This is a genomic window from Rhodanobacter ginsengiterrae (genome assembly GCF_050026815.1).
Classification (GTDB): domain Bacteria; phylum Pseudomonadota; class Gammaproteobacteria; order Xanthomonadales; family Rhodanobacteraceae; genus Rhodanobacter; species Rhodanobacter ginsengiterrae.
Genome location: NZ_JALBWO010000035.1, coordinates 59,256 through 75,639, shown reverse-complemented (window position 1 = coordinate 75,639; position 16,384 = coordinate 59,256). Strand labels below are relative to the sequence as shown.

16 protein-coding genes are annotated in these 16,384 nt (G+C 65.8%); 12 read left to right on the top strand and 4 right to left on the bottom strand.

What is annotated here, in order from left to right; translation table 11 throughout:
• Positions 1-16 precede the first annotated feature (16 nt).
• The gene (locus ACQGNJ_RS01700) at positions 17-1,480 is read left to right on the top strand and encodes an FUSC family protein (RefSeq protein ID WP_426687497.1); all 1,464 of its coding nucleotides are present in this window, start codon (positions 17-19) and stop codon (positions 1,478-1,480) included.
• 13 nt (positions 1,481-1,493) lie between these two features.
• Here ACQGNJ_RS01700 and ACQGNJ_RS01695 read toward each other — a convergent pair whose 3' ends face one another.
• Positions 1,494-1,859: a YciI family protein gene (locus ACQGNJ_RS01695; RefSeq protein ID WP_426687496.1), complete on the bottom strand. Its 366-nt coding sequence runs from the start codon at positions 1,857-1,859 to the stop codon at positions 1,494-1,496.
• 228 nt (positions 1,860-2,087) lie between these two features.
• Here ACQGNJ_RS01695 and ACQGNJ_RS01690 point away from each other — a divergent pair, with 228 nt between their 5' ends.
• Both ACQGNJ_RS01690 and ACQGNJ_RS01685 read left to right on the top strand, forming a co-directional pair.
• Positions 2,088-2,942, top strand: a complete 855-nt coding sequence (locus ACQGNJ_RS01690; protein ID WP_426687495.1) for an OmpA family protein — start codon at positions 2,088-2,090, stop codon at positions 2,940-2,942.
• A gap of 221 nt (positions 2,943-3,163) precedes the next feature.
• Positions 3,164-4,006: a class I SAM-dependent methyltransferase gene (locus tag ACQGNJ_RS01685; RefSeq protein ID WP_426687494.1), complete on the top strand. Its 843-nt coding sequence runs from the start codon at positions 3,164-3,166 to the stop codon at positions 4,004-4,006.
• Between the two features lie 4 nt (positions 4,007-4,010).
• Here the strand turns inward: ACQGNJ_RS01685 and ACQGNJ_RS01680 are convergent, their stop codons facing one another.
• Entirely contained in the window at positions 4,011-5,222 is a 1,212-nt protein-coding gene (locus ACQGNJ_RS01680) for a serine hydrolase domain-containing protein (protein WP_426687493.1), read from the bottom strand.
• A 26-nt stretch (positions 5,223-5,248) separates the two neighbouring features.
• Between ACQGNJ_RS01680 and ACQGNJ_RS01675 the strand changes: the two genes are divergently transcribed.
• From ACQGNJ_RS01675 to ACQGNJ_RS01655, 5 genes are all read left to right on the top strand, one after another.
• Positions 5,249-5,617 carry a class I SAM-dependent methyltransferase gene (locus tag ACQGNJ_RS01675; RefSeq protein ID WP_426687492.1) on the top strand — a complete coding sequence of 123 codons (369 nt, stop codon included), beginning with the start codon at positions 5,249-5,251 and terminating at the stop codon, positions 5,615-5,617.
• A gap of 173 nt (positions 5,618-5,790) precedes the next feature.
• Positions 5,791-7,557, top strand: a complete 1,767-nt coding sequence (locus ACQGNJ_RS01670) for a tetratricopeptide repeat-containing diguanylate cyclase (RefSeq protein ID WP_426687491.1) — start codon at positions 5,791-5,793, stop codon at positions 7,555-7,557.
• A gap of 158 nt (positions 7,558-7,715) precedes the next feature.
• Entirely contained in the window at positions 7,716-8,141 is a 426-nt protein-coding gene (locus tag ACQGNJ_RS01665) for a DUF2178 domain-containing protein (protein ID WP_426687490.1), read from the top strand.
• Positions 8,131-8,370, top strand: a complete 240-nt coding sequence (locus ACQGNJ_RS01660) for a helix-turn-helix transcriptional regulator (protein ID WP_426687489.1) — start codon at positions 8,131-8,133, stop codon at positions 8,368-8,370. The genes ACQGNJ_RS01665 and ACQGNJ_RS01660 overlap by 11 nt, the downstream gene beginning before the upstream one ends.
• A 124-nt stretch (positions 8,371-8,494) precedes the next feature.
• A complete protein-coding gene (locus tag ACQGNJ_RS01655) occupies positions 8,495-9,058 on the top strand; it encodes a peroxiredoxin (RefSeq protein WP_426687488.1) in 564 nt (187 codons plus the stop codon).
• A 66-nt stretch (positions 9,059-9,124) separates the two neighbouring features.
• On the opposite strand, the gene ACQGNJ_RS01650 is transcribed toward ACQGNJ_RS01655, so the two are convergent.
• A complete protein-coding gene (locus tag ACQGNJ_RS01650) occupies positions 9,125-11,065 on the bottom strand; it encodes a M61 family metallopeptidase (protein WP_426687514.1) in 1,941 nt (646 codons plus the stop codon).
• A 503-nt stretch (positions 11,066-11,568) separates the two neighbouring features.
• On the opposite strand from ACQGNJ_RS01650, the gene ACQGNJ_RS01645 reads away from it, so the two are divergent.
• Positions 11,569-12,141, top strand: a complete 573-nt coding sequence (locus ACQGNJ_RS01645) for a hypothetical protein (protein WP_426687487.1) — start codon at positions 11,569-11,571, stop codon at positions 12,139-12,141.
• A gap of 228 nt (positions 12,142-12,369) precedes the next feature.
• Positions 12,370-14,058 (top strand): AMP-binding protein, encoded by a 1,689-nt coding sequence (locus ACQGNJ_RS01640; RefSeq protein WP_426687486.1) that lies wholly within the window; start codon positions 12,370-12,372, stop codon positions 14,056-14,058.
• Positions 14,059-14,074: 16 nt separating this feature from the next.
• Here the strand turns inward: ACQGNJ_RS01640 and ACQGNJ_RS01635 are convergent, their stop codons facing one another.
• Positions 14,075-14,965, bottom strand: a complete 891-nt coding sequence (locus tag ACQGNJ_RS01635) for a LysR family transcriptional regulator (protein WP_426687485.1) — start codon at positions 14,963-14,965, stop codon at positions 14,075-14,077.
• A 117-nt stretch (positions 14,966-15,082) separates the two neighbouring features.
• On the opposite strand from ACQGNJ_RS01635, the gene ACQGNJ_RS01630 reads away from it, so the two are divergent.
• Together ACQGNJ_RS01630 and ACQGNJ_RS01625 are read left to right on the top strand one after the other, a co-directional pair.
• The gene (locus ACQGNJ_RS01630) at positions 15,083-15,493 is read left to right on the top strand and encodes a DoxX family protein (RefSeq protein WP_426687484.1); all 411 of its coding nucleotides are present in this window, start codon (positions 15,083-15,085) and stop codon (positions 15,491-15,493) included.
• A gap of 61 nt (positions 15,494-15,554) precedes the next feature.
• Positions 15,555-16,277: a pirin family protein gene (locus tag ACQGNJ_RS01625; RefSeq protein ID WP_426687483.1), complete on the top strand. Its 723-nt coding sequence runs from the start codon at positions 15,555-15,557 to the stop codon at positions 16,275-16,277.
• Positions 16,278-16,384 lie beyond the last annotated feature (107 nt).

The window sequence follows — 16,384 nt, the reverse complement described above, 5'->3', positions numbered from 1 at the left end:
ACTACTCTATGTCCGAATGACCATCGCCAACCACCCACCCGCACCGCGGCGACCCGTCGTCGATGCCGCCGCTCCGCTCTCCGCGCTGGCCAGTGCGGGACGCGAGGCCGTGGTGACCATGCTGGCGATGCTGGCCACGCTCGGCTGCACGCTGGCCATGGCCGCGGAACCCGGCCTGGCCGTGCTTGCCGTGGTGCTGTGCCTGTCGTTCTCGCGCAGCCACCTCGACCGCGACCTGCGTGGCCGGCTGGAAGCGGCCGTGGCCCTGCCCATCGTCGGACTGCTGGCCACCGCCGTGGGCATGTTGCTGTTGCGCGCGCCATGGCTGGGCGCCGCGGTCTTCGTGGCAGGCATGTTCCTGTCGATCTGGCTGCGCCGGTTCGGACCCACCGCGCGACGTGCTGGCTCGCTGCTGGCGCTGCCGCTGGTGGTGATCCTTACCACGCCGCATGTGCCAGCCAGGCACCTGGGGCCGCTGCTGGCGGTGCTGCTGCCGATCATCGTTGCGCTGCTGGCGTTGGGCTGGGTCGCGCTGTTCCATGCGCTGGCGCGAGGCCTGCGTCTGCTGCCGCCAATACAGGCAACGACAGCCCGGCTGCCAGCCACGGCAATGCAGGAGAGTTCGCTGCGCCCGATGGCCAGCACACGAATGGCCATCCAGATGGCCGTGGCGCTGGCGCTGTCCTTCGTCGTCGGCTACGCCTTCTTCGCCGAGCGCTGGGCGTGGATCGTGCTGACCGCCTTCATCGTCAACAGCGGCAATCGCGGACGGCTGGACGTGGCATGGAAGAGCGTGTTGCGCGTACTGGGTGCGGCAGCCGGCACCGTGCTGGCGCTGACCTTCACCGTGCAATTGGGCAGCCACGACCACCTCACCGTCGGGCTGATCCTTGCCGCCGTCTTCCTCGGCATCTGGCTGCGTCCGCTCGGCTATGCCTGGTGGGCGCTGTTCGTCACGCTGGCGCTGGCCCTGCTGCAGGGCTTCGAAGGCGGCTCGTCGGCGCAGCTCCTGTGGCCGCGGCTGGAAGAGATCGTGATCGGCGCGGTGATCGGCGTCGCCGCCGCTTGGCTGGTCTATCCGGTGCGTTCACGCGCCGTGCTGCGACGGCGTCTTGCCGACCTGCTGGCGATCCTCGCCGATGGCTTCGACCCGGCCACGCCCGCGCGCTCCGGCGCGGAGTTCATGCACGCGCTGGCACAGGTGGATGAGCTGGCGCCGGCATTCCGCGCCAGCCGTCTGGCCACGCGTCGATGGCAGGCGACGCAACCGGCGGACTGGATCGACCGCATGAACGCCTGTGCCCAGCCGGCCATCGCCCTGCTCGAACAGGGCGTCGCACCGGGCGAAGTGCGCCGCAGCGTCGGCGTGGCGCGCAAGGCACTGCGCGAACCGGAACAATTGCTGCCAGCACTGCACGAACTGCACGATCAGCTGACCCGCAGCGCAGCGAAGCGGCTGGTCGTGCCCGAGAGCGCGTGAGCCTCGATACCGGTCAGCAACCGCTTCCGTCGGGGTGGCGCACGATTTCGCGCAATTCGCATTCGATGTCCCAGCCTGGACCATGGACATCGAGGAAGCGCCGCGAGGCGGCCAGCGCCTCCTGCATCGACGGCGCCTCAAGCACCGCATAGCCGCCGATCACCTCCTTGGTTTCGGTGAACGGACCATCGGTCTGGCTGATCCGGCCGTCGCGCAAGCGCAGCCGCTTGCCTGCCGATGTCGGCGTCAGCCCGGCGGTATCCAGCAACACTCCGGCGGCCATCATTTCTTCCATCAATTTGCCCATGTCGCTCATCAGCCGTTCGTCCGGCCGCTTGCCGCTGTTTTCGTTGATTCGAATCATCGAGAGAAACTGCATCGTGTGGCTCCGGTTGCGGGAAAGGTGGCCTCGCCGCGCCGGTCCCCGGGACGGGAACCTCGGGCGGCCTGGCTATTCATGCAACGAACGGGCATCGACCAGATCGACATCCGGCAACTGGCCATTCGACAAGCGGTCGCGGCGCGACGCCGCCCGGTCGTCGACCGACTTCCACCGGCCGCATGATCGGGGGCATCATGTGCCCACCAACGACTGCCGGTGCCCGTCATGAATCGGATCTGCCATGTCCTCCTGCTCGTGGTTTGCCTCGCCGTACCCCTGCTTGCCTTCGCCGGCGACGATATCGCCGGAGCGAAGGACCACCCCTTGCTGACCCGCTATCCCGGGTCCTACATCGGCGAATACAGCAAGGCCTACAACGCGACCGAATACAAGGTCGGCGCCGGCGACACCGCCACGACGCAAACGGTGGAAGGCGACACTACCAGCCTGCGCTATTTCCACGGCAGCCCCGAGACCCAGCCCAGCGCGCTGCAGGTCATCCGCAACTACCAGAACGCGATCAGGCAGATCGGCGGCGAGGTGGTCTACGAGCGCCTGCCCAGCGAGGGCGACGGCGGCGAGACCACGCTGAAAGTCCACACCGGCGGCAAGGAGGTCTGGGTCAAGGTGGTGCCGGACATCTACGGCGCGCCGACCCAGGATTACCTGCTGGTGATCACCGAAGTGGCCGCCATGGCGCAGGCGGTCAGCGCCAACCAGCTGCGCGACGAACTCGACAAGAACGGCTTCATCACCCTGCACGTCAACTTCGATACCGGCAAGGCGGTGCTCAAGCCCGATGACCTGGCCCCCATGCAGCAGATCGCGATCATGCTCAAGGCCGCGCCGACCCTGAAGCTGAATGTGGAAGGCCATACCGACAACGTCGGCGACGCCGCCTCCAACAAGGCGCTGTCGCAGGCCCGCGCCAACGCCGTGATGGATGCGATCGTGCAGGCCGGTGTCGCGGCCGGGCGACTCCATGCCGCGGGCTTCGGCCAGGAACGTCCCGTCGCGGACAACCGCAGCGAGGAAGGCCGCGCGAAAAACCGGCGCGTGGAACTGGTGAAGGCCGACTGATCCAGCCCGGCGCGGTGGGAGCCTTCCGGCCTGAACATGGACGGCGGAGTCGCTCGGCCAAGCAGACGCGTTGCGGCAATGCGCGCCTCCGCTCGACGCCGCCACCCGTGAGTACGCGACGACGCACGGCCCGTCGAACGCATCGCGTCGCGTGCCAGTCGGTTACGATGCCAGCCCCTCGCCGCGTTGCGGCGCTCCATTGCCTCGGGAGATCATCCTTCGTGCCGCATTATTCCGGGCCACTGCTCACGCGCCAACTCGCCGATACCCTGCTGGCGGCACGCGATGCCGGCAACGGCACCTGGCGCGGCTCGCTGGATCTGGGCATGTCGGAAGGCACCGCGACGCTTGAGCCCGAAGCATGGCAGTGGCGGGATCAACGCCATGCCTATCCGGGCAAGCTGAAAGACCGCACGCTTTACTACTGGGATGGTGATGACTTCGCGCCGGTCGCCCGCTATGCCGGTTCGCTGATCAAGCTGGTGCCCACCGAGTGGGGCGCACCCACCTTCGAGATCGACGGCATCAAGATGCTGCCCACCTCCAAGGCATCGCCGTTCGAGGACGCGCGACGCAAGGTGGCCCTGGTCGAGCCGCGCGGCAAGATCGTGCTGGATACCTGCGGCGGGCTGGGCTACTTCGCGGCCTGCTGCCTGGAAGCGGGCGTGGCGCGCATCCACTCGTTCGAGAAGAACGCCGACGTGCTGTGGCTGCGCAAGCTCAACCCGTGGTCACCCGATCCGGATTCGCCCGCCAGCAGCGGGCGGCTGCAACTGGAACAGGCCGACGTGTCGCAGGCGATCATGCAGGTCGCCGATGCGTCGGTGGACGCGCTGCTGCATGACCCGCCGCGCTTCGGCATCGCCGGCGAACTGTATTCGCAGGCGTTCTACGATCAGCTGGCGCGCGTAGTGCGCCGTGGCGGGCGCCTGTTCCACTACACCGGCAGCCCGAACAAGCTGACCAGCGGTCGCGACGTACCCCGCGAAGTCGAAAAACGGCTGATCAAGGCCGGTTTCAAGGCTCAGCTCGCGCTGGATGGCGTGCTGGCAACACGCCGCTGAGGCGTCATCGGACAGAAGTCGCCGCCGTCGGCTCCGCATCGGCAGCGCGCTTCACCGCGTCGACGAAAGCGCGCCGCGACGCCACCAGCTCCTTCGAAGTCGCCTGCGGCCACGCACCGACCTGCACGATGACCAGCTGGCGTGAAGGGTCGACGTAGACCATCTGGCCGAAGATGCCGATCGCGGCATAGCTGCCGTCGGTATCGGTCCACCACAGATAACCGTAGCCGTGGCCCGGACTGTCGACGTCCTGCTGCTTGCGCATGGCGCCGTGCATCCAGGCATCGGCGATCGCCGGCTGGCCGTCGATCTTCCCGCCATCGAGCATGAACTGGCCGATCCGCGCGTAGTCGGCCAGCGTGGCGGACAGACCGCTGCCGCCGGTATCGCTGCCGTCGCACTCATCCTTCAGCCAGTACGCATCGGAAGCCATGCCGTAGGGCTTCCAGATCGCCTGCGACAGATAGGTCGCCAGCGATTTCTTCGTGGCGCGCTGAACCAGAATGCCGAGCAGATCGGTCTCGGCGGTGTTGTAGTTCCAATGGGTGCCGGCGGGGTACGCGCGCGGCAGTCTGGCCAGATACGAGATCACATGCGGCTGGCCGTTCTCGCAGGCGCTGCGGTACATCTGCGCCACGTCGGACTTCGGATCGGCGTAATCCTCGTTCCAGCGCACGCCGGAAGTCATCGTCAGCAATTGCTCCACCGTGACCTTGGCATAGGCGGTGTCGCGCAATTGCGGGATATAGGCATCCAGCGTGTCGTCCATGCTGTGGATGTCGCCGCGGCGCAGGGCAATGCCGAGCAAGGTCGAGGTGACCGACTTGGCCACCGAAAACGACGTCCAGCGCTTGTCGGCATCGAAGCCCGCTGCGTACCGCTGCAGGCGAATGCGACCGCGCTGCAGCACCATCACGCCGGCCAGGTGATGCTCGTTCATGTAACCGTCCAGCGTGGCGTTGCCGTCCGGCCATTGCGGGGTCAGCGCCCTGCCCCGCGCCAGCTCGCGGATGTGCGGGCCATGCGCCACGCGATCGGCCGGGAATATTTCATACATGCGCGAGAACCGCGCCGTGTGCTCGGCCTGGCTCCAGAACAGCACGTCCTCGCGCTGCTGACCCACGCTGGGCGGATCCTTCGCCAGCAACAACAATGGCAGCGATGTGCCGAGAACCAGCAGACCAGGCAGCAGACAACGACGGATCAGCGAAGGCATGGATTTTCCAAAGCGATGTGTGCTGCGTGCGAGACGGCATCGACAGCGCGAAACAGGGAAGCGAGCATGATATGCAAGTTCATGCCGGGTCAGTGTTCATTGTAATGGCTGCGGACGACCCGGCCTTCGTCGACGCCAGCTTCGGCATCGTGGTTTCCAGTGTGGCGATCCACAACATCGACGAAGCATGGCGCGTACTTCGCCGCGGCGGACGCCTGCTGCTCGTCGACATCTCGAAATGCCGCGAATACCAGAAGTGCCTTGCCACGCTCGGCATCCAGGCCGAATGTCGTTCGCTCGGCTGGCGCATGTGGTGGGGCGGATACCGACCATGCTGCTGTCGGCAGGCAAGCGGGGAATCGACGGTTACGGCCTGGCAAGCGACGCCATCCTGATCGCGCCGGCTCGCCACGTTGCCGGCGAAGCGGACAGGCTCGCGCCACTGACCTATGATTCAAAAACTGCACGGCAAGGGGGCCAGCCAGTGGATGAGGGGAAAACCGCAACGGGGAAGGCAGGGCCGTGCTGATCGGCGATCGCAGGCGCTCATCCGTCCGATCGAAGCCGCATGCGTAACGCCTCCCGCTGGATCTGCCACTGGACTGCCCTGGCGGGCATGGCGCTCTGCCTGCTCGGCCAGCCTGCCCGTGCTGCAGCGCCTGGCCAATCGCAGCTGGCGCAGGCTGAAAGCCTGCGCACCCGCGACCACCCGCGCTTTCTGCTCATGCTGCAGCAACTCCAGCAGCACGCCAGGGAGCTGACGCCGGGCGAACAATGGCATTTGCGCTACCTGATGGCGTGGCAGGCGGCCTACGAAGGCGATTACCCCAGGGCCGATGCCCAGTTGCGCGAGATCATCGCGCATGCCGGCGAGCCGGCACTGGTGGCCAAGTCGACCGCACGATTGATGGACGACCTCAACATCAACCGCCGCTACGAAGAATCGTTCACGCTGGCCAACCAGTTGATGATCAGGCTTCCCCACATCAAGGATCCCCTGGCGCGCTTCCTCGTGCTGTTCAATCTCTCGCAGGTATTCGGCAGCGCCGGCCAGTACGAGCTGGCGGAAAACTACGCCCGCCAGCTGGAGTCGTCGCTGCCCGCGGGAGAGTCTCGGTGCGCATCACAGGTGATGCTGGTGACGGCGCGGTTCAACGGCGGCAAGTTGACCTCGACGAGTCCGGAACTGCCACAGGCAGCGGATCATTGCATGGCGGCCGGACAGCCGGTGTACGCCGAGACGATGTGGCTGGAGCTGGCCAACCTGTATCTGGACGAAGCTCAGCCGCGCAAGGCCGTGATGCTGATTCAGCCCATCCTGCCGGGCATCAAGGCCAATCAATACCACCCGCACATCGAATCGGCCGGCGTGATGCTGGGCCAGGCGTACTGGCAACTGGGCGACGCGGCGAAGGCGCGCGACCTTGCCACGACCGCTGTGGCAACGGCCGGTCCGGACGAAGTCAACGAGACGCTGCGGGATGGTTACCAGGTGCTCTATCGCGTGGCGAAGCAGCGCGGCGACATGGCTGCCGCGCTGACCTATTACGAAAGCTACGCCACCCAGGACAAGGCCTATCTCAACGATGTCAGCGCCCGCTCGCTGGCCTACCAGATGGTGCAGCAGCGCGTGCTGGCCGAGAAGCTCAAGACCGCTGAACTGGGCCGACAGAACAGCGCGCTTCGACTCCAACAGGCACTCACGGCCAGGGCCGTGGAAACCGGCCGGCTGTACATCGCGCTGTTGCTGCTGGCGCTCGCCTTCATCGTGTGGTGGCTGTTCCGGCTCAAGCGTTCGCAACTGCGCTTCAAGCGCATGGCCCGTCGCGACGGTCTCACCGACATCCTCAATCACCAGCACTTCATCAGCGACGCGGACCAGCTGCTTTCGCTCATGCAAAAGAAGCCCGCGCAGGCCTGCCTTGTATCGATCGACCTTGACCACTTCAAACAGGTCAACGACACCCATGGCCACGCCATGGGCGATGCCGTGCTGAAGCACATCGTGGCGATATGCCAGCAGCATCTGCGTCCCGGCGACCTGTTCGGCCGCCTGGGCGGAGAAGAGTTCGGCATCCTGCTGGGCGACTGCTCGCATGAACAGGGCGTGTCGATCGCCGAGCGCATCCGCAAGACCATCGCGGCAACGCCGCTGCAGCGGGACGCAAGTGTCGTGGCGATCTCCGCCAGCATCGGACTGGCATCCACGGCGGCGGCGGGCTACCGACTGGTGCGGCTGTGCATGGAAGCGGATGCCGCGCTCTACCGCGCCAAACGCGCCGGGCGCAACCGACTCATCGCCGACAGCGGCGTCGACCGCACGATCGAAGCCTGAAGCATCCCTGCTCCTGCCATCTGTGGGCGAAACGCGGGCCGCCCCCGGGCAGGCCTTGCTGGCGTCCACATGTTGGTGGAAAAGAATCCATATAATTATTGACATCGTGTAAAATATGACTAACATTATGCATACCTTAACCAACGCAAGGTCAAGTCATGTCACCCCTCGAAAAGCGCGCCTGGCTCACGCTGTGGAGCATGTGTCCGGTCTATGTCGTCTATTTCACCCTGCGGATCGGCTTTCCCGATGTCATGACCTCCCTGCTGGAACGCTTCGGTCTGCTTGCGCTGATCGCCAGCCTGCACGCGGTGGGCTATGTCGCCGGGCTGCTGGTGATGAAGTACCGGGAGGCCGGCGAAAACCTGCTTGAGGACGAGCGCGACCATGCCATCGACCGGCATGCCGCGCGCATCGCCTACTTCATCCTGCTGACGGGGATCATCGTGGTCGGCATGGTCATGCCGTTCAACAAGAGCGGCTGGGAGCTGGTCAATACGGCGCTGTTCTTCATCGTGCTGACCGAAACCGTCCGCAACGTGCTGATCGTGCGCGGCTACCGGCAGCAACATCATGCCCACTGAGCCGATCGCCAACGACGTCAAGCTGCTGCGCTTCCTGGCCGCGGAAATGACCCAGGCCGAACTCGGCAAGCGCGTGGGCCTGACCCGCCAGACCATCGCCGCGATCGAACAAGGCGGCTACTCGCCCTCGCTGGACGCCGCCTTCCGCATCGCGCAGGTGTTCGGCAAACGCGTGGACGAGGTATTTCACTGGCGCCCCGACGACGACAGCGGATCCGCCAAGGGCTAGGTGCGGCTCGGGCGGGCGCGGCGGGGAACAACCAGCGGTTGCGGACATCCATCGGAACAGTTGCGGCGTATAGAGGTACAGTTGACGCCTTCCCCGCCACCCGCCTGCCCCAGGAGTTCACACCATGAAATCGTTGATGAAATTCGCCGCCCTCGCCCTGGTCGGCAGTGCCACCGTCGCGATGCCCGCCTTTGCCGCACTGAAAGCCGGCACCCAGGCACCCCAATTCAGTGCCCCGGCCTATCTGGCCGGCCAGCCGTTCACCTTCGATCTTGCCCAGGCGCTGAAGAAGGGCCCGGTGGTGGTGTACTTCTTCCCCGCCCCGCACACCTCCGGCTGCAACGTCGAGGCGCACCTGTTTTCCCAGGCGATAGACCAGTTCAAGGCCGAGCATGCCACCGTGATCGGCGTGACCGCCGGCAACCTAGACCAGTTGGCCGCCTTCTCGAAGGAAACCGAGCATTGCGGCGGCAAGTTCCCGGTGGCTGCCGATGCCGGCGCAAAGATCGCCAAGCAATACGATGCCACGCTGCTGATGCGGCCGGGCTGGTCCGATCGCACTTCCTACGTGATCGCCCCGTCCGGCAAGATCACCTACGTCTACTCCAACCTCAGCCCCAACAAGCACGTCGAAGAAACGCTGAAGGCCGTGAAGGCGATCGAGAGCGCCGGCAACAGCGGAAAGTAGGCACGATCCCGCGGATCGGGTGCGGTCTTCCGAGCGCACTCGATCCGTCCTGACAAAACACCCGCCCTACTTGCGTGCCGCGATGATCTGGCTCAGATAATCCGGTGTGCCCTCGACGCGCACCAGGTGCGGGTATTGCGGGCCTTCGTGGTAGTCCACCGGCACCGTGCGATAGCCGCCCTGGTATTTCAGCAGCAACTGGATCGGTGTCTTGCCGCCTTTGGCCGCCGCGATCGCATCTTTCAGCACCTCGGTGGAATAGGTCTGGCCGTTCACCGCCTCCAGCGTGGCCCCGGTGCTGACACCGGCCTTGAAGGCCGGGCCGCCCCAGCGCACGTCGTTGACCTGGCCCTTGTCGTTCATCGTCAGGCCGATCGACCAGGCGAAGTTGTACAAGTGGCGCGACGGTTCCGGCCGCGAGTTGTACTGCTTTTCGTAGGCGGTGGGCTGGTCGGTGTAGACCAGCTTCCAGCCGGTGCCCGCCAGGCCATTGGTCAACGGCGGATTCAACGTGTCCACGCGTGCGTGCAGAAAGGTCGCCCAGTCGTCTTTCGCCACCCCGTTCAGGGCCGCCACCACATCGTCGAACGTATAGGTCTTTGTCACGTAGCTGCCGTCATCGACGCCGAAGAATGCTCGCGCGAAGTCGTCCAGCGACTTGCCGTCATGCGTCAGCGCGCGAATCCGCGCGTCCACCGCCAGCCACAGCATCTGACCGCCGCTGTAATAGTCCTCGCTCATCTGCCAGCTGCGATACGGCAAGCCTGAGCGGCGCGCGGCGGTGGGGTCGTTGGTGGTGTCCTCCAGCGTGCGCCACTGGAAGCCGGCGCGGTTGCGGTCGTAATTCGCCGCGACCATCGCCAGCGCATCGCGGAACTGCTGCGGCGTCCACATGCCCGAGCGCGCGGTCAGCACGAAGCCCCAGTACTGGGTCTGCCCCTCGTACACCCACAGCAACGAATCGCCCATCGGCACATTGAAATTCGGCGTCCACAGATCGGCCGGTCGGCGGAACTTGCCGTTCCACGAATGCACGTACTCGTGCGCCAGCAGGTCGCGGTTGGGTGCGTTGTCGGCCCACGCGGTGAAGTAGTCCGCGTCCATGCCGTCCTCGCTGGACTGATGATGCTCGGTGCCGTTGCCGGCCAGCACATCCGACAACGAGAACAGGAAGTCGTAGTGGTCGTAGTGATGCGAGCCGAACAGGCTCACCGCCTGGGTGACCAGCGCGCGATGCACCTTGAGCTGCTCGGGACTCATCTCCAGGTACTTCGGCGCGTCCGCGACGATGTCCAGATGCACCGGCGTCTTGCCGCCGGGGTTGAGGTCGACCCGCTTGAAATGCTGGCCCGCGTAGATCGGCGAATCGACCAGGTTGTTGAACGTCACCGGCTTGAAGGTCGTCGTGTTACCCGATTGCGAGGACGTCTCCAGCGCCGTGCCCAGCTGCCAGCCATGCGCCAGCGTCACGCTGGGTGCGAAGGTGATTGCGCGCGAAAAGTGCCCGGCCGGATACAGCGACAGCTTGCTCCACTCCATGTCCATCATGCGGTCGGTGATCTCGAACCCGTCGTTGCGCGGCGACAGGTATTCGAACTGCGCCTCGAGGCTGGAGACGCCGGCCGGCACGTCCAGATGGAACGCGTACACGTTGTACTTGTCGCGCTTCCACATGATCGGCTTGCCGCCCGCGCTGAGCCGCAGGCCGGCGAGCATGGCGATCGGACCGGTCGGCGAGTGGTCGCCGGGAATCCACTGCGGATACAGCAGGGTCAGCGGGCCGGCCGCGACGGGGATCGTCTCGTGCACGCGGAAGATGCCCTGCACGGTATCGCTGGCGTCGACATGCAACGCGATCGTGCCCGGATACGGCGTGTCCTGCGGCGGCGGCACCTGGTCGGTGCCCGGCGATTGCGCCCGTACGTTGCCGACAGCGAGGGCCAGCATCACGGCCGCGAAGAGGGTCGTCGGCGCATGTCTCAGGCGCGAGGGCAACCGGCGGGGCATGGAAACGGGCATGACGGACTCCAGCGATCAGGGGCAAGTGGCCAAAGTTAGCACCACGGCCCGACCGATGACCGCCCGCGTCGCGGGTCGAGGCAGGCCAGGCGAGACATCCGCCCCACCGCATGTCACAAAGCGCCACAAATCAGCACCGCAAGGCCATTCGTTGCACCGGCAAGGTCTTCCGCACCGGCCTGACGCCGGCGGCAAGACGAATCCGCCAGCCGGGAGTTGTCGCCACGACAAACCTTGTGGCGGCGGCGATTCCGGCGCTTGCCAAGCGCTCCTCCACGACTGTGCGGACGTTCCCGCTTCGTCGACCAGCCGTCATTTTGTGAACTGGCACACATTCTGCATTACCCGGTCATGCAGCGAGGCGCGGCGAGCATAGCCGTACAGCCATGGTCACCGGCGCCGGAATGCAGAGCTTGCGCTATCGGACTTGCCGGTGATTCCAGCCGTGGAAACCCCGGCAGGCACGAAGATCGTTCCAGGGAGATCGAGCCATGAAGTTCTTCAGCAGAAAACCGCAGGACGGGACGTTCGACGTGACGTTGGAGGACCAGCTTGCGGAGCAGCAGGTGGCGCCTGGCACCCAGCTCCACTATGACAGCCGGCTCATCCAGCGTTTGCGCGACCACGCCATCGCCCTGCAAGACCTGCTTGCGCGCAGCGGCAGCGCCGCTCGGGCGTCGAAGTTCGACGAGGCTGGAAATTGCCTGCGCCGGTTCCGCTTGACGTTCAACGAACACCTGCTGGACAAGAACCTGCGCCTGTACACCTATCTGGGTTGCTGCCTCAAGTCCGATCCGGAGCAACGGGAGCTGATGCGCGAGATGCGCCGCGAGGCCGCTGATGTCTCACGCCAGACCACGCACTTCCTCACCCGCTACAGCGAGCTGGGCATCCATGAGGAGAACGGGACGGCGCTGGTCGAAGAGCTGCAACGCATCGCGGACATGCTGCGCCAATGCTTCGAGCGCGAGGACCGCTCCCTCTACGCCATGTATCAGCCGCCGCAGCGCTACCAGGTCGCCCCGGCCCGCACGTCCCCTCGCCCGCAGGCCTGCTGCGCCTGATCGTGCCCGGGGGCCGCGAACGACACTGCGCAGCCAGCCGGTTGCTCATTGCATGCCGGATTCTGGCGCCGACCATAGCTTCAGGTAATTCCGCCAGCCTTCGCTGAAAGCGGCGGAGCTGCAAGCACAGGCCGCGCGCCCGCTTTGTGGCAAGGGCAGCCGGCATCGTAAGGTAGCTTCGGTGGCGGGGATGTCGTGTCGGCAAATCACAGCGGGGGGGACGCTGAAGTGCTCAATCCATTCGGCAGCAACAAGCCGTCGGCGCTGATCCAGCCCGACTTTCGCAACGTGGCGAGCGCGGCGTTCGACAGCGGGCAAACGCTGCCGCAGATGCTGATCGACGCATGCCGGCGCCACGCCACGGGACCGGCCTTCAGCAACCTCGATCACACGATGACCTTTGGCGAGGTAGAGCGGCTGAGCAGCGACTTCGCCAGCTATCTGCGTGAGGGCCTGGGCCTGGCCGGCGGCGAACGCGTGGCGATCATGCTGCCCAACCTGCTGCAGTTCCCGGTCGCCGTGCTGGGTGCCCTGCGCGCCGACCTGGTCGTGGTGCTGGTCAACCCGCTCTATACCGCCCGGGAATTGCATCACCAACTGGTCGATTCGGCAGCCGCGGCACTGCTCGTGCTCGACAATTTCGGCGCGGTGGCCGCCGAGGCGCTGGAAGGCACCACCGTCCGGCACGTCATCACCACGCGCGTGGGCGACCTGCTGCCGTGGCCGAAGTCGCTGCTGGTGGACCTGGTGCTGAAGCACGTCCGCAAGATGATTCCACCGTTTCGCATCGACGGCGCCGCGCGCTGGACCCGCGCCATCAGCGAGGGCCGTCGACTGCCACGCGTGCAGGCTCACGCCAGCGCCAACGACACGGCGCAACTGCAATACACCGGCGGCACCACCGGGTTGTCCAAGGGTGCAGTGCTGCCGCATTCGGCGCTGATCGCCAACGTGGCCTCCGCCGAGCAATGGCTGGCGCACCGGCTCGATCCGGCGACCGACACGGTGCTCGTCTGCCTGCCGATGTACCACATCGCCGCCTACAGCAGCCTCATGTACAACATGACGCACGGCTTCCACTCGGTGCTGGTGACCAACCCGCGCGACATCCCCGGACTGGTGGCCACCTTCGCCAAGGTCAGACCGGCGGCGTTCGCCGGCGTCAACACGCTGTACGACGCGCTGCTCAATTCGGCGGAATTCGCCAAGCTGGATTTCTCCGGCCTGAAGCTCTGCCTGCAAGGCGGCACCGCGTTGCGCAGCGGCACCGCCGAACGCTGGAGGGCGCTGACGGGCAAGGACGTGGTCGAGGGTTACGGCCTGTCCGAAACCAGTGCCGCGATCACCTTCAACCGCTGGGATGCAGGCAATCCGGTGGGCTCGATCGGCTTGCCGCTGGCCGACGTGGAAATCAGCTTGCGCGACAACGACGGCAGGCTGGTGGCCGACGGCGAAGCGGGCGAACTGTGCGCACGCGGCCCGCACATCACCACCGGCTACTGGCAGCAACCGAGCGAAACCCGTGTCGCCTTTTTCGACGGCGGCTGGTTTCGCACCGGCGACATCGCGCGGGTCGACGGCAACGGTTATTACTTCCTGCTCGATCGTCGCAAGGACATGATTCTGGTGTCGGGATTCAACGTGTTTCCCAATGAGGTGGAAGACGTGGTGGCGATGCATCCCGGCGTACTGGAAGCCGGCGTGGTCGGCATGCCGGACGAGAAGACCGGCGAGGCGGTGCGGCTGGTGGTGGTTCGCAAGGACCCTGCGCTGGACGAGGCCGAACTGCGTGCGCACTGCCGCCGGCATCTGGCCGCGTACAAGCAACCGAAGTGCATCGAATTCCGCGACAGCCTGCCGAAGACGGCAGTGGGCAAGGTGCTGCGGCGGGAGTTGCGCCAGCAAGTGCCGGACTGATCCAGGGCGTGCAACATCACGCACCTGCTCCACTGAAGCGCTCGACCAGGAAGTCGCTGAAGGCGCGCACCAGCAGCGATGACTGACGATGCTGCGGGTATACCGCATGCACGGTGAATCCCTCGGGACGAAAGGCCTGCAGCACCTCCACCAGCCGTCCATCCGCCAGCGCGTCGGCGACGATGAAATCGGGCAGGCTGACCATGCCCAGTCCGGCAATTGCCGCATCGCGCAACATTTCGCCATTGTTGGCGCGCATCGGCCCGCTCACCGCCACCTTGCGCGTGCGCTCGCCGACGCGATACGTCCATTCGCCATGGCGGTTGTGTCCGTAGAGCAGGCAGGCGTGCGCGGCGAGTTGCTCCGGTGCCGTCGGCACGCCGCGCTGGCGCAGATGGTCGGGGCTGGCGCAGGTGATCAGCTGCACCGCGGTGAGCCGTCGCGCGATCAGGCTGGAGTCGGCCAGCGTGCCGATGCGCACGGCCATGTCGTAACCCTCGCCGATCAGGTCGACCGTGCGGTCGTTGAGTTCCAGTTCCACCGACACGTCCGGATGGCGCTGCATGAAAGCCGGGATCAGCGGCCCCAGGTGCAAGGTGGCAAAGCTCATCGGTGCACTCAGCCGCAACACGCCGCGGGGCGTCGCCGTCTGGCTGGTGATCATCTGCTCGGCGGCATCCACCTCCTGCAGGATGCGCTGGGCGCGTTCGTGATAGGCCAGGCCCAGGTCGGTGACCCGCAACTGCCGGGTGGAACGCAGCAGCAGCCGCGCACCCAGCCGTCTCTCCAGCGCGGCGATGCGCTTGCTGACGAACTGCTTGGACAGTCCCAGCCGATCGGCCGCCGCGGTAAAGCTTTGCGCATCCACGGTTTCGACAAGGATCCGCATGTCTTCGAGCTGGCTCATTGTCTCTCTCTGGTTGACAGTATTAAGCGCCGCAGCGTCTTTATTGAAGCCAAAGGCGACTTTAATATCTCGCCCCAGATGCAGCAACGGCTGCATTCCCTACTTCGGAGCGCCGCCATGATGAACCGTCAACCGTCCTTCGTTCCCGCCGCAGCGCGTGCGCTGCTGGCCTCGCTGTTCCTGATCAGCGGCTTCGGCAAGCTGGCCGCGCCGGCGGCGACCAAGGCCTACATCGTCTCCGCCGGCCTGCCCTTGCCGGATCTGGCTTACCTGATTGCCGTGGCGGTCGAGGTTGGCCTTGGCCTGGCCTTGCTGCTCGGTTACCGCACCCGCGTGGTGGCGGCATTGATGGCAGGCTTTACCGTGGCCACGGCGTTCGCCTTCCATGCGCACTTCGCCGACCCGAACCAGATGACCCATTTCCTGAAGAACCTTGCCATCAGCGGTGGCCTGCTGCAGGTGGCGGTGCATGGCGCCGGCGACTTCGCGCTGGACGCCCTGCGCCTGCGCCGCAGCCAGCTCGCCTGATCGCTTCGGTTTCACCGGGGAGCCGGGCTCCCCGCCATCCCATCTTTCGAGGAGAAACACCATGATGCAAGTACGCAAGGCTGCTGACCGCGGCGTCGCCGAGCACGGCTGGCTGAGCTCGCGCCACACTTTCTCGTTTGCCGGTTACCGGAACCCCGAGGAGATCGGCTTCTCCGACCTGCGCGTGATCAACGAGGATCGCGTGGCGCCGGGCCAGGGTTTCGGCACGCACCCGCACCGCGACATGGAAATTTTTTCCTACGTGCTGGAAGGCGCGCTGGCGCACAGCGACAGCATGGGCACCGGCTCGAAGATCGTGCCCGGCGACGTGCAGCTGATGAGCGCCGGCAGCGGCGTGACCCACAGCGAGTTCAACGGCTCCAAGGAAGACTCGGTGCATTTCCTGCAGATCTGGATCGTGCCGGACCACGCCGGCGGCCAACCCGTCTACCAGCAACAGCACTTCAGCGAAGCGGACAAGCGTGGACGCCTGCGCCTGATCATTTCGCCGGATGGCCGCGACGGCTCGCTGCGCATCCAGCAGGACACCAGCGTCTACGCCGGCCTGTTCGATGGTGACGAAAGGGCCACGCTGACGCTGCACAAGAACCGCCATGCCTATGTGCATGTCGCCCGCGGCAGCATCGAGCTCGACGGCCTGAAGCTGCAGGCCGGCGACGGCGTGCGCCTGCGCAACCCGGAGACGCTGCAGCTGAGCGCCGGCAGGAATGCCGAGGTGTTGGTATTCGACCTGCGCCCGGAAGAGTTGCCGCAGATGCCGTGAGGCAAGTGGAACCGGTGCGGAGCCCGGCGTTTCGGGTTCTGCATCGGCTCACGTGCGTGTGCCACCGCCATGTGGCGGCACACCTGACTTGATGCACGGCGCCCGCT